The sequence below is a fragment of the Glaciihabitans tibetensis genome (assembly GCF_003003265.1).
In the GTDB taxonomy this organism is placed as follows: Bacteria; Actinomycetota; Actinomycetes; order Actinomycetales; family Microbacteriaceae; genus Glaciihabitans; species Glaciihabitans tibetensis.
Map to the genome: position 1 here is coordinate 94,255 of NZ_PVTL01000003.1, position 20,418 is coordinate 114,672.

Annotated in this window: 12 protein-coding genes; 10 read left to right on the plus strand and 2 right to left on the minus strand. The window is 63.0% G+C overall.

Features of this window, described 5'->3' with window-relative positions; translation table 11 throughout:
- Positions 1–151: 151 nt before the first annotated feature.
- The gene (locus B0I08_RS06425) at positions 152–2,464 is read left to right on the plus strand and encodes a cell wall-binding repeat-containing protein (RefSeq protein WP_106211008.1); all 2,313 of its coding nucleotides are present in this window, start codon (positions 152–154) and stop codon (positions 2,462–2,464) included.
- Positions 2,465–2,585: 121 nt separating this feature from the next.
- Entirely contained in the window at positions 2,586–4,889 is a 2,304-nt protein-coding gene (locus B0I08_RS06430) for a cell wall-binding repeat-containing protein (RefSeq protein ID WP_106211010.1), read from the plus strand.
- Here B0I08_RS06430 and B0I08_RS18290 read toward each other — a convergent pair.
- A complete protein-coding gene (locus tag B0I08_RS18290; protein WP_181243279.1) occupies positions 4,873–5,169 on the minus strand; it encodes a cell wall-binding repeat-containing protein in 297 nt (98 codons plus the stop codon). The genes B0I08_RS06430 and B0I08_RS18290 overlap by 17 nt on opposite strands.
- A gap of 135 nt (positions 5,170–5,304) precedes the next feature.
- Between B0I08_RS18290 and B0I08_RS06440 the strand changes: the two genes are divergently transcribed.
- The 5 genes from B0I08_RS06440 to B0I08_RS06460 all read left to right on the plus strand — a co-directional run bounded on the left by B0I08_RS06440 (position 5,305) and on the right by B0I08_RS06460 (position 15,598).
- Positions 5,305–7,587 (plus strand): cell wall-binding repeat-containing protein, encoded by a 2,283-nt coding sequence (locus B0I08_RS06440; protein ID WP_146134330.1) that lies wholly within the window; start codon positions 5,305–5,307, stop codon positions 7,585–7,587.
- Positions 7,588–7,837: 250 nt separating this feature from the next.
- Positions 7,838–10,159, plus strand: a complete 2,322-nt coding sequence (locus tag B0I08_RS06445) for a cell wall-binding repeat-containing protein (RefSeq protein WP_106211016.1) — start codon at positions 7,838–7,840, stop codon at positions 10,157–10,159.
- Positions 10,160–10,247: 88 nt separating this feature from the next.
- Positions 10,248–12,068 (plus strand): cell wall-binding repeat-containing protein, encoded by a 1,821-nt coding sequence (locus B0I08_RS06450; protein ID WP_146134331.1) that lies wholly within the window; start codon positions 10,248–10,250, stop codon positions 12,066–12,068.
- 167 nt (positions 12,069–12,235) lie between these two features.
- The gene (gene rfbA, locus B0I08_RS06455; RefSeq protein ID WP_106211020.1) at positions 12,236–13,096 is read left to right on the plus strand and encodes a glucose-1-phosphate thymidylyltransferase RfbA; all 861 of its coding nucleotides are present in this window, start codon (positions 12,236–12,238) and stop codon (positions 13,094–13,096) included.
- A gap of 180 nt (positions 13,097–13,276) precedes the next feature.
- On the plus strand, positions 13,277–15,598 hold the full coding sequence (locus B0I08_RS06460) for a cell wall-binding repeat-containing protein (protein WP_106211021.1): 2,322 nt from the start codon (positions 13,277–13,279) through the stop codon (positions 15,596–15,598).
- Positions 15,599–15,680: 82 nt separating this feature from the next.
- Here B0I08_RS06460 and B0I08_RS06465 read toward each other — a convergent pair whose 3' ends face one another.
- Positions 15,681–16,550 (minus strand): glycosyltransferase family 2 protein, encoded by an 870-nt coding sequence (locus B0I08_RS06465; RefSeq protein ID WP_106211023.1) that lies wholly within the window; start codon positions 16,548–16,550, stop codon positions 15,681–15,683.
- Positions 16,551–16,662: 112 nt separating this feature from the next.
- Between B0I08_RS06465 and B0I08_RS06470 the strand changes: the two genes are divergently transcribed.
- The 3 genes from B0I08_RS06470 to B0I08_RS06480 are packed head-to-tail and all read left to right on the plus strand — an operon-like array spanning position 16,663 to position 20,398.
- Complete coding sequence (locus tag B0I08_RS06470; RefSeq protein WP_106211025.1) at positions 16,663–18,102, plus strand: cell wall-binding repeat-containing protein; 1,440 nt, start codon at positions 16,663–16,665, stop codon at positions 18,100–18,102.
- A gap of 26 nt (positions 18,103–18,128) precedes the next feature.
- Positions 18,129–19,547, plus strand: a complete 1,419-nt coding sequence (locus tag B0I08_RS06475; RefSeq protein ID WP_146134332.1) for an SDR family oxidoreductase — start codon at positions 18,129–18,131, stop codon at positions 19,545–19,547.
- A gap of 8 nt (positions 19,548–19,555) precedes the next feature.
- Positions 19,556–20,398 carry an NAD-dependent epimerase/dehydratase family protein gene (locus B0I08_RS06480; RefSeq protein ID WP_281260199.1) on the plus strand — a complete coding sequence of 281 codons (843 nt, stop codon included), beginning with the start codon at positions 19,556–19,558 and terminating at the stop codon, positions 20,396–20,398.
- The last annotated feature ends 20 nt before the right edge of the window (positions 20,399–20,418 follow it).

Sequence of the window (20,418 nt, forward strand, 5' to 3'; positions counted from 1 at the left end):
GGAGTAATCCCCGTTCGGGGGCGGAGACACCGTGACTATTTCTCGCCAATGTGAATCGCCGCCCGGACTGGACAAAGCGGAATATGAAGATTTTTCGCTACCGTAGCTTTGGGCGCGCTGCTGCGCTCATCAACCCCTGAAGGCGGAGCCGGTGCCCGTATCTCGTTCTTTCCACTCGCAGCCGATCGCGGCGCCGGACGGTGGGCTGCCGCAGCGCACCTGGCTCGTGCTGCTGACGGTTCTCGCCCTCCTCGCAGGAATGTTCACCGTCGCCAGCGATACAAGCCCCGCGAACGCCGCGCCCGTGGGGGCAGTGACGGGCACTGTGACGGGAACGGGCGGTGCGCCGGTTCAGGGAATCTACGTCACGCTGATCAAACGCGTCGGGTACCTCTTGATGGCGCCCGCCAGAACGGACGCGGCGGGCAACTTCAGTCTCGACATCAGCAAGGTCGAGTCGGGCGACTACACGCTCGGGTTTCGCGACAACAACACCGGGTACATTTCGGAGTACTGGGACAACGCAGTCGACCAAAGCCGCGCAACCTACTTCAGTCTCGGAGGCGCGAGTCCCATTGCGCCGAAGAACGCCTCCCTCACGCAAGGCGCACGCATTGGCGGAACGGTCACGGGCGAAGGTGGCGCGGCGACCGCCGGTGGCGTAAGCGCCGAGTTGTATGACCTTGCTACGCGGAACCAGGTTGGCTACACCTACAGTTCGAACGGTTCATACGAATTCGCCGGCCTCGCTGCCGGCGCGTACAAGATCGTCTACCGTCCGACGCATCCAGACGACACCGCACGCTACGGAAGTGAGTACTGGAACGATGCAGGCAACTGGGACGAGGCTGACCCCGTCACGGTAGGCGCTGGCGAGGTGAAGTCCGGGCTGGATGTCGAACTCAACTCCGGAGCCCACTTGTCGGGAACAGTGACAGATGAGCGAACGGGCGCCCCACTTTCCGGCGTCAAAGTGCAAATCACCGGCACCGACGGGAAGGTTGTCTCCGGGATCAGCTCGGTCAGCGACAACAATGGGTATTACTCCCTTCAGCACGCGCTGGCGCACGACACCTATACCCTCCTCTTCGCGTCAAGCGAAGCAGGCCCGTCGGCCGGATACGTAGCGGAGTTCTGGGAGAACAAGCGTTTCGAATCGACGGCGACACCGATTGTCGTCGATGATTCGAGCGCTGTCGTGAAGGATGCGGCTCTTGTCCTCGGCGGCTCGATTAGTGGCACGATTACGACCGCCAGCGGAACCGCAGCAGCGGGCAGCCTTCTCGCCACCGCCTACGCCTACGACAGCACGACAAGCACGTGGCAGCCTCAGGCGTTCGACCAGACGGGAAGCGATGGCCGCTACACGCTCCCCGGGCTCGCTACAGGAAACTATCGTGTCGGATTCGAGGAGTATTCCTCCGGTGTCAGCCTCGGCGCGGGTTTCTACGGCGGCGCCGTAACCCTTGAGGAAGCGGCGGATGTCACGGTGTCGGGCACCGCGAACACTCCGAGTGTCGACGCGGTGGTCGAGCGATACCTCACCCGCCTGCAGGGCGCAGACAGATTCGAGGCTTCAGCGGCGATCTCGGCCAAGAATTTCGAGCCCGGCATCGATGTTGCCTACGTGGCCAGCGGCGTGAACTTTCCCGACGCGCTCTCGGGTGCGCCCGTTGCAGCTCGGGCCGGTGCACCGATTCTGTTGGTGACCGCGGGCGACATTCCAGCTTCGATCAAAGCCGAGCTGGAGCGCCTGCGGCCAGGAAAAATAGTTGTGCTGGGTGGAGTCAACTCGGTGTCCGCGGCGGTGAAGACGCAGTTGGGGTCTTACACGGTGGGGGACGTCACTCGTCTCGCAGGCGCCGACCGCTTCGCAGCCTCGGCGGCGATATCCGCGGAGAGCTTTGAGGTCGGTGTTGAAACCGCGTATGTCGCAAGCGGACTGAACTTCCCGGACGCGCTTGCGGGTGCGCCGGTCGCGGCGAAGGACGGGTCACCGATTCTACTCGTCACCCCCGGATCAATTCCGGCGTCGATCGCGACAGAGCTGCAGCGTCTACAGCCGAAACGCATTGTGGTGCTTGGGGGTGTGAACTCGGTTTCCGATGCGGTGAAAGCGCAGCTCGACGCATATTCAACGGGAACGGTCACCCGCCTCGCCGGCGCGGATCGCTTCTCTGCCGCGGCGGACATCTCAGCCAAGAACTTCGCGGAAAACGTTCCGGTCGCGTACATCACCAGCGGTATGAACTTCCCCGACGCGCTATCGAGTGCTCCTGTTGCGGGACGTGATGCGGCGCCGATTCTGCTCGTCGCCCCGAATAGCATCCCGTCCTCCGTGGCGACCGAGCTCACGCGCCTGAAGGCCGCGCGCATCGTGATCCTCGGCGGAGCCAACTCCGTTACCCCGGCGGTCGAGGCACAGTTGGAGCAGTACCTCCGAACCCGATACCCGGGGATGTAATTGTCCCGTTTTGGGGGCCAGACATAGTGAAGAATCATCGCTAATGTGAAGCACGTCTGGGTCGGACGAAGTCGCTCGGCCGAGTCGCAGATCAGGTCCGCCAGCCCTGGAGAGGGAATCGATGTCTACGTTCCGTTCATCTCGCACACAGCGTGAAGCCGCACGTGGACGAACGCTGTGGCTCCGGTCCGCGCTTGTCCTGCTTACCACGGCGTCACTTGTCGCTGCGATGTTCACCGTCGCCACCGACTCGGCCCCCGCTAATGCCGCCACCGCGGGCGTTCTGACTGGTACCGTCACCGGAGCCGGCGGCGCCCCGCTGGAGGGCATTGATGTGCACCTCCAGCGCTCCGGAACTTCGCCCGACTTCGCTTCCGCCAGGACAGACGCGTCGGGCCGGTACTCCATCGATATCTCCCAAGTCGAGGCCTTCGACTACACGCTCGCGTTCACCGACCTAACTGAGCGGTACGCAACCGAGTACTGGAATGGCGCCGCCACCTCGTCCCAGGCTCAGTTTTTCAGGCTGACCCGAACGAGCGAGGTTTCCCCAAAAAACGCGGAGTTGGAACTGAGCGCTCGTCTCAGCGGTGTCGTGACCGGATCACTACCGTCGCTCCAGGTGGACGGGGTCTCTGCGACCCTTCTGGCAGCGCAGACGGGCGAAAAAGTTGCATCAACGACCGTGAACGGCGGCAAATTCGAGCTGCGTTCCGTACCCGCGGGATCGTACAAGCTTTATTTTTCTCCGGCTAACTCGTCCCTTGAAAGTGTCTACGCGGGCCAGTTCTGGCGGGGTGCATCCACTTGGGCGACCGCCCAGACGATCAGTATCGACGCAGGATCGATCCAGGCTGGTTACGACGTCGGCCTTGTTCCCGGCGGTGGCCTCTCCGGCACGGTCACCGCCGAGGGCACGGGCGCCCCTATTCCGAGTGTCTACGTCAGCCTCACTGATCCGCAGGGCGAGCGCATCGGAAACACGGTATTCACTGATAGCAATGGAAACTACTCATTCAGCACATCTCTACGCGCTGACGCGTACAAAGTGAGGTTTTTCGCCAATCCCACCGGCGCCACCGCTTCGTTCGTGACCGAATACTGGCAAGACGCGTTGTTTGAATCTCAAGCAGCCCCAGTTGTGATCGCCGGTACGAGTGCGGTTGTAAAGGACGCTCAGCTTGCTGTCGGTGGCTCCATCAGTGGGACCGTCGATCTGTCGTCCCTGGCCGGCGCGACCGTCGCGCGCTCCGCCACCGCCTACTCCTTCGATGCTGCCGTCGGCGAATGGCTGGCGCAGAATTCCGTACAGGCATCGCCTGACGGCCACTACACGATTACGGGACTCGCCCCGGGAACGTACCGTGTTGGATTTGAGGCGCACTCCTCTCTAGGCAGCTTGGGTCGCATCTTTTCTGGCGGGGCAGCTACGGTTGCGGACGCAACGGACGTCGCGGTGGTCGGTACCACGGCCACGCCGAACATCGACATGGTTTTGGAACTCGACATCACCCGTCTGGACGGTCCGGATCGCTTCGATGCGTCTGCGTCGATCTCCAAGCAGAGCTTCGCACCGGGTGTTCAGGTCGCGTACGTGGCGAGCGGGCTGAATTTCCCTGACGCTCTTTCGGGCGCCCCGGTGGCAGCTCAGGCTGGTGCTCCGATTCTGCTGGTTCAGGCCGGCGAGATTCCTGCGTCGATCAAGGCTGAACTCGAACGATTGAAGCCAGACCGGGTTGTTGTGCTCGGCGGCATTGACTCTGTTTCCGAAGCAGTCGAAACTCAGCTGGACGCGTACACGACTGGCACGGTGACCCGTCTCGCCGGCGCTGACCGGTTTGCTGCCTCCGCCGCGATTTCCGCCGAGAGCTTCGGCCCCGGAGTTGCCACCGCCTATGTGGCCAACGGATTGAACTTCCCGGATGCCCTCGCTGGAGCACCGGCAGCGGCGAAGAATGGTTCTCCGATCCTGCTGGTGACCCCGACATCGATCCCCGCCGAGATCGAGGACGAACTGGAGCGGCTCAACGCTGACCGGATCGTTGTGCTCGGTGGGGTCAACTCTGTCTCCGAGGCGGTCAAAACTAACCTCGCGTCGTTCACCGACGGCACAGTGACACGCCTTGCGGGAGACGACCGGTTCTCCGCTTCGGCGGATATCTCGTCGAAGAACTTTGCCGCGAATGCGCCGATCGTGTACATCACGAACGGGTTGAACTTTCCGGATGCCCTGTCGGGAGCGCCTGTCGCCGGTCGCGAAGAAGCTCCGATCTTGTTGGTGGCTCCCAACTCCTTGCCCGAGTCCATCGCGGACGAGCTGTACCGCTTGAAACCGGCCCGGATTGTCATCTTGGGCGGTGTGAACTCGGTAAGCCCTTTGGTCGCTGGACAGTTGCAGGACTTCATCGTCATCCCCGAATCGTAGGCAAACCCCGAAAACTCGAGGTAGACAAGGCGTCCGCGCCCGGTAGCAACTCGGGACTCACTGAATTCACACCACCCAGGATCACGATCTTGGCCGGCTTCAACCGGGTCAGCTCGGCCGCGATGGACTCCGGCAAAGTGTTTGGAGCGACCAACAGGATTGGCGCTGCGTCTCGTCCGGCGACGGGCGCGCCCGCGCAGTCGCCGCGCAGTTGCAGGACTACACCGTTACGCCGGCCCAGTAACAAGCCGGAGTAATCCCCGTTCGGGGGCGGAGACACCGTGACTATTTCTCGCTAATGTGAATCGGCGCCCGGACTGGACAAATCTGTCTAGCCCGCGTCGCAGACCCATTTGCTAGCCCCCGGAGAGGGGAATCGTTGCTTACGTCCCGTTCGATTCACACACATGCTGCGGTGCATAAGGGAAGCGCGCTCTGGCGCCGTTCCGTGCTCGCGCTTCTCACCATCGCAGCCTTGGTTGCGGCCATGTTCACGGTGGCGGCACAGGGAGCACCGGCCAGTGCCGCAGCCGCTGGTGTCATCACGGGTACCGTCACCGGAACCGGTGGGGTGCCTCTTTCGAGTATCTCTGTCATGTTGCTCAAGGACGAGGGCTACGCCAACGCTTCGACAGTGCAAACGGATGCCTCGGGCAAGTACAGCATCGACCTCGCCCAACTCGAAGCAGGAAACTATACGCTTTGGGCCGCGGACTTTACATACCAGTATGTTGGTGAGTACTGGGATGACACCGTGAGCTTCGAAGATGCGACGTACTTCTCGCTCACGTCGACGAGCTCGGTGTCCGCGAAGAACTTTGTGCTGGTCGCCGGCGCGCACATTACGGGTACAGTCACCAGCGCTGCCGATTCATCGCAGTTGAGCCAGGTATCGGTACTGCTCCTGTCTGCCGAAAGTGGCGACGTTGTGCGCAGTGCGTATATCTCCAACGGAAGTTTCGACCTGGGGGGAATCCCGTCAGGCTCTTACAAGCTCTACTTCAACCCCGTTTTCAGCGGGCAACCGACCGCCTCCGCCGGCCAGTACTGGAACGGTGCAACGACCTGGGCATCCGCGCAAACGATTTCCATCAAGGCCGGTGAGACAAAGTCGGGTCACAATGCGGCTCTCGTGCGGGGTGCGATGCTCTCCGGGCGAGTGACGTCGGAAACCACGGGCGCGCCGATCGAGGGTGTCGAGGTCGTCCTCACGGACTCACACGGACTGTCGATGGGGTACGGGTTGGAGCGCACCGACGCCAACGGGTACTACGCGTTCCAGCAGATGCTGCGTGCGGACTCCTACACGTTGAAGTTTGGTTCGGACACCTCCTACGTTCAAGACTCAGCGCGCGGGTTCGTGTCGGAGTATTGGGAGAACCAGCAATTTGAGTCGAGGTCGACTCCGGTTGTCGTCGCCGGCACGACGGCAGTCGTCAAGAACGCTCAGCTTGTTCTCGGCGGATCGATCAGCGGCACGGTCGATCTGTCCGCCGTGGTTGACCCGCAGTTTCGGGGCGAGTCCACGGCCTATGCCTTCGACAGCAACACCGGTAAGTGGGTTCGACAGAGTGCCAGCACGACCGCGGATGATGGCACCTACTCGATCCCGGGCCTCGCTGCTGGGACCTATCGCGTCGGTTTCGAAGCGTATTCGTCGGGTACGAGCTTGGGTACCACCTTCTTTGATGGTTCAGACACGGTCGAGGATGCTACGAACGTCACCGTCACAGGCACCGGCAACACACCGAATGTCGACATCGTGCTCGATGGCGACGTCATCCGTCTCGATGGCGCCGACCGTTTTGATGCCTCTGCGTCGATTTCGAAGCGGAACTTCATACCCGGTGTCGAGGTGGCGTACGTCGCGAACGGGCTGAACTTCCCCGACGCTCTGTCTGGAGCACCCGCGGCGGCAAGAGCCAGTGCGCCAATTCTGTTGACCTTGGCCGGTGAGATACCTCCGTCGATCAAGGCCGAGCTGCAGCGGCTTAGGCCGAAACAAATCATTGTTCTCGGCGGCATCAACTCGGTCTCCGAGGCCGTGAAGACGCAGCTTGGCGCTTACGCCACTTCGGGCACGGTGAGTCGTCTAGCGGGCGCCGACCGGTTCGCGGCGTCTGCGGCGATCTCGGCTGGCAGCGCGCCTGTCGGCATTGCAACCGTCTATGTGGCGAACGGGTTGAACTTCCCGGATGCCCTCGCGGGAGCGCCGGTTGCGTCTAAGGCTGGCTCGCCCATCCTGTTGGTCACCCCGACCACGATTCCCGGGACGATCGAGGCTGAGCTAAAGCGTTTGAAGCCGGGACGAATTGTTGTTCTGGGTGGCGTGAACTCGGTTTCTGAGGCAGTCAAAACCCAGCTTGGCGCTTTGACTGCGGGAGCGGTGACGCGCCTGGCTGGTGCGGACCGGTTCTCGGCGTCTGCGGATATCTCGGCGAAGAACTTCGCGGCTAACGCAGACGTGGTGTACATCACGAACGGGCTCAACTTCCCGGACGCGCTGTCGGGCGCACCGGTTGCTGGCCGCGATTCAGCACCGATTCTGCTGGTTGCTCCGAATTCGCTGCCCGCGTCAATCGCGGCTGAGCTGACCCGCCTGAAGCCGGCCAAGATTGTGATTCTGGGTGGAGTGAACTCGGTGAACCCATCGGTTGCCGCGCAATTGCAGGACTACATCGTCACTCCGGCTCCATAGAAACCAGGCGTAACCGGCGGATACTCGCCATCTCCAGTCACTGTCCGACCCACATTCTCGAGTGCGGGTCGGGCAGTGACTCCTCGTTAGGCCAGTCGCATCGCGCCGCGACATCCCCCTGAGGTCCCCGTTTGGGGGTGGGGACAACCTCGCGGCTGTTCGCTAACCTGAAGCGCCCTCGAATTAGACCGAGTTGTCTAGGCCGGCCCGTTCCGTCAGTTGCTAGCCCCGGAGAGGGGAACCGGTACTCATGTTCCGATCGATTCAGTCACAAGCTCTCGCGAAACCAGCGGATGCGCTGTGGCGGCGCCCTGCGCTGGCGCTGGTCACCGTCATTGCGCTCGTCGTCGGCACCCTGACCGCAGCGATGCCGGTCACGCCGGCCGCAGCGGCTGCCCCGGTCGGCGTTGTCACCGGCACCGTGACCGCTGCGGGTGGCGCGCCGCTTCAGTACATGTACGTCACCCTGCTGAACCGTGAAGGCATGCGCACGGCGGCTGAGAGCGTGTACACGGACGCCTCGGGCAACTACTCGATCGATGTGTCTTCGGTAGCAGCGGGCGAATACTCGATCGAATTCACCGACAACCAATCCCGATATGCGACGGAGTACTGGAACGACTCCACGACGCTTGATAACGCCAGTTTCTTCGCAGTCACCTCGACTGCTTCCGTCGCGGCAAAGAACGCGACATTGGCGGTCGGCGGCACTATCACCGGCACTATAACCGCGTCGGACGGCGCGTTCGGCCCGAGCGATCAGGTCGGGATCTCGCTCAGGCTCATCAACGTCGACACGGGGCGCCAGATGCGCTCCGGATACGTCAGCTCATTTGGCGCCCCGTACCAACTCACTGGTATTGCCGCCGGTACCTACAAGCTGCAATTTGAGCCGGTACACCCGAACGTGGTGGACCGGTACGTCGCGCAGTACTGGGCCGGCGCGTCGACCCTCGCCAGCGCGCGGTCATTCACCATCTCCGCTGGAGAGACAAAGACAAGCTTCGACGCCGTACTCGCACCCGGTGCCAGACTTTCTGGCCGGGTGACGGCCGAGGGAACCGGGGCGCCCCTGGCAGACGTTTCCGTTGGGCTCGTGGACTCCGCGGGACGCCCAGCCGGGTTCAATGAGGCCGTCACCGACTCCAACGGCTACTACACGTTTGATTGGATGCTGCCAGCAGACTCCTACACAGTGAAATTCAGCACGAGCCCGTACTCGTTATCGTCGCGCAACTTCGTCTCGGAGTATTGGGAGAACGCGCGATTCGAGTCGACCTCCACGCCGGTGAAGGTCACCAGCGCTGCCGCAATAGTGAAAGACGCACAACTCGCTGTTGGTGGTTCTATTAGCGGCACCGTGACGCTTCCCGAGGGTGCCGATCGCCTGTCGGCCTTCTCCACGGCTTACGCGTTCGATAGCGTCACCAAGACATGGATTCCCCAGAACTCGGCGCAAACAGCGGAAGACGGGAGCTACACCATTCCCGGGCTCGCTGCGGGAACCTACCACGTCGGTTTCGAGGCGTATTCCTCGGGGACAAGTATTGGCACAAGGGTCTACGACGGCGCAACGGGCATCGAGTCGGGGTTCGGGGTTCGGGTTACGGCAGCTGGAATAACAACGGGTATCGATGGCGTGATTTACAACGGTGTCTCCCGTCTTGCTGGAGCGGATCGATTCGATGCCTCTGCTTCCATCTCTCAGCGGAGTTTCAAGCCCGGCGTCGACGTCGCATATGTTGCAAACGGTTTGAACTTCCCTGACGCCCTCTCCGGGGCGCCGGTCGCAGCGCAGGCGGGGGCTCCCATTCTGCTGACACTCGCGGGGGAGATACCCGCGTCGATCAAGGCAGAACTCGAACGCCTGAGGCCTGGCCGCATTGTCGTGTTGGGCGGTATTAACTCGGTCTCCGAAGCGGTGAAAACCCAGTTGAAGTCATTCACGGCCGGCACGGTAACGCGCTTAGCCGGAGCCGACCGGTTCGCCGCCTCCGCCGCTATCTCGGCGGAAAGTTTCGATGCGGGTGTAGAGACCGTCTACGTGGCGAACGGATTGAACTTCCCCGACGCTTTGGCCGGTGCTCCCGTCGCGGCGAAGGACGGGTCTCCGATCCTTTTGGTGACCCCGTCCGCGGTTCCCGCCCCGATCGAGGCAGAGTTGAAGAGATTGAAGCCGGGTCGGATTGTGGTTCTCGGTGGCGTGAACTCGGTGTCCGAAGCGGTCAACTCTCAACTTGGGCAGTTCACCACCAGCGGCGTAACCCGTTTGGCGGGGGCGGACAGGTTCTCCGCATCAGCGGATATTTCTGCCAAAAACTTCGCCCCCGGTGCGCCGGTTGTCTACATCACCAGCGGTTCGAACTTCCCTGACGCATTGTCGGGCGCGCCGGTCGCGGGCCGCGATGCCGCGCCCATCTTGTTGGTGGCGCCGGATTCGCTCCCCGTATCGATTGCGGACGAGCTGACTCGACTGAAGCCAGCCAGTATCGTCATCCTGGGCGGGGTGAATTCGGTAAAGCCCGCGGTCGCCGAGCAGCTGATGCGTTACACCGTGGTGCCCCCGGCTTGACGTGCGGGGCCGCTCTACCGGGCCCGGACGCCGGTCGAGCTCGGCGTCCCGAGGTAGACACATCGTTCGTGCCCGGTAGCATCGAGGAATGCGACCAAAACTTACGAAGTTGTCCGTCTTCCTCGCTGCGATAGCGATAGCCGTTTCGGGCACCGTAACTTCCAGTCCAGTGTCGCCCGCGTTCGCGGCGGAGGACGTTCCGGTTCCGGACATGACGTCGTCGCCCTCAAACGAGGACCCGTTCGGCGGATCGGTCGAGTTCGTAGACGGTATTCGTACAGCGCCTTTCGCGGCCGCAGCGACGACGTTTGATGCGGGCACAATAATCAGCGACGACAACTTTTACAACGGCGCAGCGATGAACGAAGCCGAGGTTCAGGCGTTTCTCAACGCGCAGATGAAGAACTGCGCCGCCGGGTTCACCTGCCTGAAGGACTACCGGGCCGCTTCAGCAACGTTCGCCGCGGACGCTATGTGCCAGCAGTACACCGGTGCGGCAAGCGAGTCGGCTGCCCGCATTATCGCGCGGGTTGGCGAGGCGTGTGGCATCAGCCAGAAGGTGTTGCTGGTTCTCCTTCAGAAGGAGCAGAGCTTGGTGAAGGCAACCGCGCCCACGCCACGGCAGTACGCGGCAGCCACTGGATACAACTGCCCCGACAACGCACCGTGCAGCACGCGCACCGCCCAGTTCTTCGATCAGGTGTATCACGCTGCTTGGCAGTACAAGCGTTACAGCGTTCAGCCCGGGTTCTCCTGGTACCCGGTCGGCAAGACCTCCAACATTCTCTATTTCCCGACGGAAGAGAATCCCAATTGCGGTTCCTCCCCGGTGTTCATCACCAACAACGCCACGGCAGCGCTGTACTACTACACCCCCTACCAGCCGAATGCGGCGGCTCTAGCGAACCCCGGTGGCGTGGGTGACAACTGCTCCAGCTACGGCAATCGCAATTTTTTTGAAATCTACACGACCTGGTTTGGCGACCCCACCACAACGGTGACAGGCGTCACTCGTTACTCGGGCGCAGACCGCTTTGCCGCCTCCGCAGCGATTTCCGCAGCGAACTTCGACGCAGGTGTGGCGACCGTATATATTGCGAACGGTCTTAACTTTCCCGATGCCCTCGCCGGCGCACCAGTCGCAGCGAAAGACGGATCCCCGATTCTTCTAGTCACCTCGGACGGCATCCCGACATCGATCGGCACCGAACTCACGCGGCTGAAGCCGGGTCGCATCGTGATCCTGGGCGGCACCGCTTCTATTCTTCCTTCACTGGAGTCGACTCTCCAGCGCTACACCACAGGCGAAGTCTCCCGTCTGGCTGGCGTCGATCGCTTTGCTGCCGCCGCGACAATCTCGGCCGAAAATTTTGAGCCGGGCGTGGACGTGGCCTACATCACCAACGGCCTGAACTTCCCCGATGCGCTGGCTGGTGGGCCCGTAGCGGGCATCAACAAGGCCCCAATCTTGTTGGTGATGCCCGGTGAGGCTCCAGCAGTAACCCTGGCCGAATTGGAACGGCTCGATCCCGGCAAAATTGTCATTCTGGGCGGGATCAATTCGGTATCGTCCGCGGTGCAGGCGGCAGTTGCGGGATTCACGACCGGCGGGGTCACCCGGTTCGATGGACCCGATCGGTTTGCCGCTTCCGCAGCCATCTCGGCCAAGAGCTTCACGAGTGCGTCCGTCGTCTACGTCGCCAACGGACTCACCTTCCCCGACGCACTGTCGGGCGCTCCCGTTGCAGGACGGGACGGTTCGCCGGTTCTCCTCGTCACTCCCCATTCGATCCCAGCGTCGGTCAGGGCAGAGCTTGATCGGCTCGACCCGTCCGAGATCGTGATTCTTGGTGGACCGAACTCAGTTTCCGTCACGGTGAAGGTGCAGCTGAGCGAGTACACCAAGTAGCTTCACGCCCGCGGGCGCGTGACGGAGGCCCCGTCCCCGGTGGATTGCTAGACTCCGGGGGTGCAAAATCGCGAACCTCTCATCGTGAGATCCCCGAAGTCAGTGGTGCGACAGCATGCTGGCGCGGCTCGGGCTGTCCCTCGTTTGCACAAAGAAGGAATCTAACTATGCGCGGAATCATCTTGGCCGGAGGATCCGGTACCCGGCTGTGGCCGATCACCAAGGGCATCTCGAAGCAGCTGATGCCGATCTACGACAAGCCGATGATCTACTACCCGTTGTCGACGTTGATGATGGCCGGGATCAACGAGATCCTGATCATCACCACCCCGGAGTACAACAGCCAGTTCCGCGCCCTCCTCGGCGATGGCTCGTCCCTCGGTATCCGCATTGAGTACGCAGAGCAGCCCTCCCCGGATGGGCTCGCGCAGGCTTTCATCATCGGCGAGGAGTTCATCGGCGACGACAGCGTCGCTCTGGTTCTGGGCGACAATATCTTCCACGGCGCAGGCCTCGGCACTTCGCTCCGCGGCAACCACGACGTCGAGGGTGGACTCATTTTCGCCTACCACGTGGCCAACCCGACCTCCTATGGTGTCGTCGAGTTCGACGACAACTTCAAGGCCGTCTCCATCGAGGAGAAGCCCGTCGTACCAAAGAGCAACTACGCCGTCCCCGGACTGTACTTCTACGACAACTCCGTGGTCGAGATCGCCAAAACGATCGAGCCCAGCGCGCGTGGTGAACTCGAGATCTCCACCATCAACGAGCGCTACCTCGAGGCCGGCAACCTGCAGGTGCAGGTCCTCGACCGCGGCACGGCGTGGCTTGACACCGGCACGTTCGAGTCGATGATGCAGGCATCCGAATATGTGCGTGTGATCGAAGACCGCCAGGGCTTCAAGATCGGCTGCATCGAGGAAATCGCGTGGCGTGCCGGCTGGATCACCGACGAGCAGCTCCAGGATCTCGCCGCACCACTGCGCAAGGGCGGCTACGGAATCTACCTCGACTCGCTGCTGGCCTAACCCGCACCAGAACACCCAGCGCTTCGCTGCAACGACGGCCCCACCCCCCTTTCGGGGAGCGGGGCCGTCGTTCGTTCTGCGACCCCAGCGGGTGTGTGACTATTAGACCCAGCGCATCCGAGGTGCGCGTTGTGTCACACCGATCCGCACTGTCGCGGACAATCTGGGGGAATCACCTTTATGCTGCACACGCGCGCACGGCGCCGCCGACTGTTTGTCGCTCTCGCCGCTTCTGCATTGGTCGCTGCGGTCCCCAGCGGGGTGCTGTCCGCCGCAGCATCCACCGTCCCTACGGCAGTTCATTTTGAGACGGATGCCACGGACGACACCACCGGAATGACCCCCTCGTGGGCGCGCGGCGAAGAGATCGCACCGTCGGCTCTCGTCGACGACACCGTCGACATCTCCACGCTCGAGGGCGCGCCAGAGGCGAGTGAACTCGCCGAGCAGCAGGAGCAATTCGACCTCCCGACGGCGGGACTCACGACTTCTGCACACACCGTGGAGGTCGCGGTTATCGCCACTGCGGGTTCCAACGGCAGCACGAGCTACGTCAATGACGCGGGCGTGCGCGCCATTGTGGACGGCGCAGAGACCTATTGGAAGAGCCAGTCGAACGGTCAGATCACCGCAGTGGACATCACTGTGTCGATCAAGCGGTACGTCAGTACGACCGCGTGCGGCCAGCAGCTCGAAGCATGGCAAGAGGCGGCGGGAAAGTTCGGCCGCCCCGACGCCGTCGATTACGTGAACACCCCGGCGCTGCATCTCCTCGTGCTCGCGCCCGTCAGCTGCGGTGGCGGCGGGCGTGGCACCGTGGGAACAAATCACTCCGGCACCTCCACCGTGAACGGAGGAGTGATGTGGGTGTCCTACCAGGATCCGGAATCCCTGGGTTCGCGTGCGACGGCAGCCGACGCGCTCGCCCAGAACGTCGGCGTCGTCGCGCACGAGATGGGCCACAACCTCGGTCTGCAGCATTCCAACGCTCACCTCTGCCCGGTGGATATCACCGAAGGCCTGTACGACCCCTCGACGGATTCGTACTCGAACGGATGCAGCGACGAGGAGTATGGGGATGGCTACGACGTGATGTCGGGGGTGGCGGCAAACGCGGGAGCGCTCAACGTCACGCAGAAGCAGCGGCTTGGCGTGCTGGCAACGGGTGAAATGCAGCAGCTCAGCCTTGCTGCGGGCAAGGCGAGTTCGGCCACCACGACGACGCTGGTCTCCACTGGACAGACCTCCGGCCGACGGGCAATCGCCGCCACTGACCCCCTCACCGGGAAGGTCTACTACATCGACTACCGCGGGGGCGGGGGACAGGACGCCAAAGCGCTGTACGCCACCGGCTTCTACGAAAACCTTAACCGGGGCGTCCGGCTGCTCTCACTCGGCAACGCCGACGAGTCCCTGGTGTTTCGCAGTCCCACATTGTCGGGCACCTCGGGCAGGCACCTCTACGTCACCACCGGCCAGAGCCTCACATCACAGTCGGGCGGCGTGAAGGTCACGGTGAAAAGCATCGCGTCGGGTGTTGCCACGGTGACAGTCACCCTCTCTACCCTCGCTCCGGGCGTGAGTGAAGTGGTGCCACGCCTCGACGGCGCTGACCGTTTCGAAGCCTCGGCCTCGATCTCGCGGGCAAGCTTTACCCCGGGGGTCGCGACGGCCTACGTTGCCGGTGGCCTCAACTTCCCCGATGCATTGTCCGGCGCACCCGTTGCGGCGCAGTCGGGATCACCAATTTTGCTCGTCGCTCCGGGAAGCGTCCCCGCGTCGATCGCGACGGAGTTGGACCGGCTGAACCCCGGCCGGATCGTGGTTTTGGGAGGCGCGAGTTCGGTATCTGAGGCCGTGCAGACCCACCTGGCGACCTACACGACCGGCGGGGTAACGCGATTGGCTGGTGCCGATCGGTTTGCTGCCTCCGCGGACATCTCGGCGAAAAACTTCGAGTCGGGAGTGCCGGTTGTCTACGTGACCAACGGCCTGAACTTCCCGGACGCGCTGGCCGGTGCACCGGTCGCCGCGAAAGACGGCGCGCCCATCCTGCTGGTCACCCCCGGTTCGGTACCCGACTCGATCGCGACCGAGTTGGACCGGCTGAACCCGGGCCGGATCGTGGTGTTGGGTGGAGTGAATTCCGTGTCTGAGTCGGTACAAGCTGCGCTGAAGGTGTTCACGGCGGGCACGGTGACGCGCCTCGCCGGTGCCGACAGGTTCGCGGCATCCGCTGATATTTCGGAAAAGAACTTCGCGGCCAATGCCGCGGTGGTCTACGTGACGAACGGGCTGAACTTCCCGGACGCGCTGTCGGGAGCGTCGGTTGCCGGTCGCGACGGGGCCCCGATCCTACTGGTGACCCCCGGGAGCATTCCGGCGTCGATCGCGACGGAGCTCAAGCGCCTGAACCCCGCCAAAATCGTTATTCTCGGCGGCGTGAATTCGGTCTCGTCGGCCGTTCAGAACGAACTGGCGCTGTACACCCGGGACTACTGAGCGGACGCGCGGCGGGAGACTGGCTCCCAGCCGGACGCGCTGCAAGCTGGCTCCCGCCGGACGCGCGCGCTGGGCCGAGCGATCAGCGCGTGCGGACGGACTGCCAGCCGGCGCGCACCCGCAGGGCAATGCGCAGGGCCAGCCGGAGCGGCGCGTACAGCGGTCCGCTGTATCTCTTCGACAGGAACAGGTACGCGCTGTCGTGGTGGGCGGTAATCATCTGCGCCGAGTTGGATCGCGTGGAGTGAGCGCCGAGGTGGGTTACAGACGCCGAGGGCACGTAGAGATTGGTGTAGCCGTTGTGCAGGAAGCGGCGGCCGAGTTCGACGTCCTCGAAGTACATAAAGAAATCCTCGTCAAATCCGCCGACCGCGGAAAAAGCATCGCGATCCACGGCCAGGCAGGCCCCGGAAAGCCACCCGACCTCGCGGCGGGATGACTCGAAGGTGGGCAGCTCCTGCCGGTACGTGCGCGACCAGGGATTGCCCGGCCAGATTCCCGAGAACAGCGCATGGCCGATACCGGTTCGCAGCGACGGCTGGTTGCGTGCGGACGGGTACACCGAGCCATCGGGATTCAGTACCCGAGGCCCGGCCGCGGCGCTCGTGGGAGCCTCTACGAGGGCCGCCACGAGAGTGGAGATCGCCCTTGTGGCGACCGTCAGGTCGGGGTTCGAGATCAGGACCGCAGTGATATCAGAGGGCAACGAGTGAACTGCGGCATTGACCGCTCCGCCGTATCCGCGGTTTTCGCCGAGGTTCTGAAAGTGGGCTCCGAAGGAGAGCGCAATAACCTCGGTCTCGCGCCAGTCACTTGAGTCATTGTCGATAACCCAAACCGGGGGAGGGGTCTCCTCGGAATCGCGCACGGAGGCCAGAAACTCCGCAATTATGGTGCTCGAGTTGTAGGTCACCGTGACAACGGCGACTGAGCTGAGCGTGCGCGATGACATCAGAGATCATCCTACCGGCTGCTGCCTTCACCATCTGTGGCACCGTCGCCGCCCGTTCCAGGACGCCTGGCCTACACTCGAACGGGGGGCATCACTTTTCTGGGGGGAAACCATGAAACGCTTAGTTCGTTACTTCGCCGGAATCGCCGTAATCGCGGCGCTACTCGGCACCGCCGGGGCGTGGCCAGCGCAGGCCGCCAGTGTGCAGGACTCAGTGGCATCGCTTGTCAATTCGGAGCGCGCGGCGGTCGGGGCAGCTTCGCTGGTTAGGGACGCTCAGATGGATGCCGCGGCGCAGGAATGGGCAAACACCCAGGCATCACAACGCCAGATGATGCACAGCACCACGCAGTGGCGGTCGGCGCGAATTCCCGCCAACTGGACCATCCAGGGCGAAAACGTGGCCGCTGGTTACCCCACCGCGGAGCGCGTCATGAGCGGCTGGATGGGGTCAACAGGACATCGCGAGAACATCCTGCGGAAATCGTTCACTCGCATCGGAGTTGGCTACTCAGCGGACGGCAATTACTGGGTGCAGATCTTTGCCGGGTACGCCAGTAACCCGGCTGCTCCCGTATCCTCACCGCCCACAGCGACCCCGCAGCCCTCCGACCCGTCGCAGGCGGTAGTGGGGGGACGGACCGTGACGATCGGACGGATCACCGGTGCAGACCGGTACGCCGTCGCGAACGGGATTTCCCAGCGCGGATACCCCTCGGGCGCTACCACCGTCTTTGTTGCCACTGGAGCCAACTATCCCGACGCGCTGAGCGCTGCGCCCGCTGCTACGGCATCACACGGACCGCTCCTGCTTACCGCAAGTGCCAGCCTCCCCGACTCCGTGCGTGCCGAACTCGTGCGGCTCAGGCCGGATCGAATCATTGTGGTCGGGGGCGAGAACTCGGTCTCCTGGCAGGTCGTGAGCCAGCTGCAGTCACTGGCGCGGGAAGTCGTGCGCGTTGCGGGTGACGACCGTTTCGAAGCATCGCGCGCCGTTGCCGACTACGTTTTCGGTGACAATGGCGCAGCCACCGCCTATCTGGCGACGGGTACCGGTTTCGCGGACGCGCTTTCGGCGGGTTCGGCGGCGGGTTCGGCGGCGGCTCCGCTGATTCTCGTCGACGGCGGCGCGTCGCGCGCAGACGACGACACGCTCGATCTGTTCTCGTCGCTCGGTACTCGCACGGTGAAAATCGTCGGCGGACCTGCATCCATCACGCCCGCCTTTGCGAGCTCGGTGGGCGCTGTGGTGCCCGGCCAGGTGCGTTTGGGGGGCGCCGACCGATTTGCAGCCTCTGTCTCGGTGAACCGTGACGCCTTCACCACGAGTGACACCGTGTACCTCGCAACGGGGTACAACTTCCCCGATGCTCTCGCCGGCGCGGCTCTCGCGGGCAAGGAAAAGGCTCCGCTGTTCATCGTTCCGTCCGACTGCGTTCCACGGGGCGTGCTGCAGAGCATCGAGTCGATGCGTGCCACAAAGGTTGTGCTCCTCGGCGGTCCCGCTTCGCTCAGTGTCAGGGTGGCGTCGCTGCAGGCCTGCGTGGCGTAGCTCCAAGAGCCTGTAACGTGCTGAGCGTGACCAACACCATCCTTATCGTCGGGCGCGGCACTGCCGGCACCGCCCTGGCCCGTGACATTGCCCGCAAAAGTGATGCGGTCGTGGTCGGCTTCCTCGACGACTTCTCTGCCGAGACAGACGTGCTCGGACCGCTCAGCGACGTGAACCGGGTGATCGCCCAGTACAAGGTAGACCTCGTCTATTTCGCTATACCGTCGGTCGCAGCAAAAACTATCCGCGACTTTCTCGGCACAATCACCCGTGCCAACGTCGATATCGCCGTCATCCCGCGCACCTACGAGATCCTGACAAAAGAGACTGTCAACATCGACGACCTCACCGACGTGGATGTGCTCGACCTGGTGGGACGCGAGCCGGTCAAGCACGACCTGCTGTCGTCGAGGGAGTTCATCGCGGGCAAACGCATCTTGGTTACGGGAGCGGCCGGGTCCATCGGATCGCGCCTGGTTCGCCAGATCGCGGCGATGGGTGCCGCCGAAGTGGTGTGTGTGGACTGGTGGGAGAACGGGATCTTTTACCTGCGCGAAGATCTCGCAGGCCAGGACAACCTGAAGTACCACATCGCGGACGTCAAAAACGAAGCCCTGTTGGACCGGCTGTTCGCGCAGTACACACCCGACGTCGTGTTCCACGCCGCCGCCTACAAGCACGTTCCGCTGATGCAGGACAACCCGATCGAGGCGATCAACAACAACGTCTGGGGCACACTCAACCTCATGCAGCTCGCGATCGCGCATGGCACCGAGCACTTCATCATGGTGTCCACCGACAAGGCGGTGAATCCCGTCAACGTTATGGGCGCCACCAAGCGTCTCGGCGAGATGATGATGGAGTCGCTCGCGCGGACCACCACGACGACGAGATTCAATGCGGTGCGCTTCGGCAACGTGATTCAGAGCAACGGCAGCGTGATGCAGACATTTCGCAAGCAGATCGCCGCGAAACAGCCCCTCACCGTCACTCACAAAGACATCACCCGGTTCTTTATGACCATCGACGAGGCCAGCCAGCTGATCATCCAGTCGGCCTTTGCCGGACAGAGCAGCGACATCTTTGTGCTCGACATGGGGGAGCCGGTGCGAATCCTGGACCTCGCCCAGAGCCTCGTGAATGCGATCGACCCGACCCTCGGTATCAACATCGTTGGGCTGCGGCCGGGCGAGAAAATGTTCGAGGAGCTCAGCTACGATCCGCACCGGGTCAGCCGCACTCCGAACAACAAGATCTTTGTGGTGCGCGACGAGTCTGATTTCGACACGACACGCTTTATGGAGGAGCTGAGGGGGCTGGTCGCCGCGACCCGTTCCTACTCACTGACCGACGCTGAAGCCATCGACCGGCTGCGTGCCATGGGCTTCGCTGTCCAAATGACAACAGACTCCCACGCAAGCGCGGGGATTGCCGGGCACCAGTGAAGATCCTGGTGACCGGCGCTGGCGGCGCAATGGGAAGAACCCTTGTTCGTCGGCTCTCCAGTTCACCTGAGCACACCGTAATCGCGACATATCATCGCGTCGATGACACGATCGAAGTCGCCTCGTTTCAGCAGATCGAACTCGACATTACCGACACAGATCAGGTGGATGCTGCGCTGCAACGCATGCGTCCCGACGCCGTAGTGCACCTCGCCGCACTGGTCGGCGCCGCGTGCGAATCTGACCCCGACCTGGCGGAAAAGGTCAATGTCGAGGCGGTCGCCTCGCTAACCGAGGCTGCGGCGCGGCACAGGGTGGCGAAGTTGGTCTTTATATCGACGGCCGCGGTCTACGGAGACGGGCTGTCGGCCCCGGTCTCCGAGTCACACGCCACTCACCCCACAACGACTTACGCGCGCACCAAGCTGGCAGCGGAAGAGGGGCTGGAAAACGCCTCTCGCCGCTCCGATACTCCCGACGTGGTCGTGCTTCGTGTGTTCAATGTCTGGGGTGACGGGTTCTCGACTTCCCTCGTCGAACGGCTGAGAACATCGAGTGAGGCGGCGCCAGTGATGCTCAACGGGCTCGACACCTTTCTGCGGGACTACGTTCATGTCGATGATGTGGTGCAGGCGTGCGAGCTAGCGCTCACAGCCGGACTTTCCCGGTTCGAGGTTGTGAACATCGGAAGTGGCGTGGCAGTAAGCAACGCCGACCTCGTGCGGTGGATCGCGCGCGCGACCCCACCCGTCTACGAGGTGGTACCGGCGGCGACCAGCTACAGTTGTGCTGACATAGCAAAGGCGGAACGTGTGCTGGGCTACTCTCCCGAGCACACCATCATTCCGTGAGGCACTGCCGTCCACTAGCC

What these genes read in the sequence shown, in the direction of transcription:
- B0I08_RS06430 (WP_106211010.1), top strand. Translation starts at nt 2,586, where the DNA reads ATGTCTACGTTCCGTTCATCTCGCACACAGCGTGAAGCCGCACGTGGA.
- B0I08_RS06445 (WP_106211016.1), top strand. Translation starts at nt 7,838, where the DNA reads ATGTTCCGATCGATTCAGTCACAAGCTCTCGCGAAACCAGCGGATGCG.
- B0I08_RS06450 (WP_146134331.1), top strand. Translation starts at nt 10,248, where the DNA reads ATGCGACCAAAACTTACGAAGTTGTCCGTCTTCCTCGCTGCGATAGCG.
- rfbA (WP_106211020.1), top strand. Translation starts at nt 12,236, where the DNA reads ATGCGCGGAATCATCTTGGCCGGAGGATCCGGTACCCGGCTGTGGCCG.
- B0I08_RS06460 (WP_106211021.1), top strand. Translation starts at nt 13,277, where the DNA reads ATGCTGCACACGCGCGCACGGCGCCGCCGACTGTTTGTCGCTCTCGCC.
- B0I08_RS06465 (WP_106211023.1), bottom strand. Translation starts at nt 16,550, where the DNA reads ATGTCATCGCGCACGCTCAGCTCAGTCGCCGTTGTCACGGTGACCTAC.
- B0I08_RS06470 (WP_106211025.1), top strand. Translation starts at nt 16,663, where the DNA reads ATGAAACGCTTAGTTCGTTACTTCGCCGGAATCGCCGTAATCGCGGCG.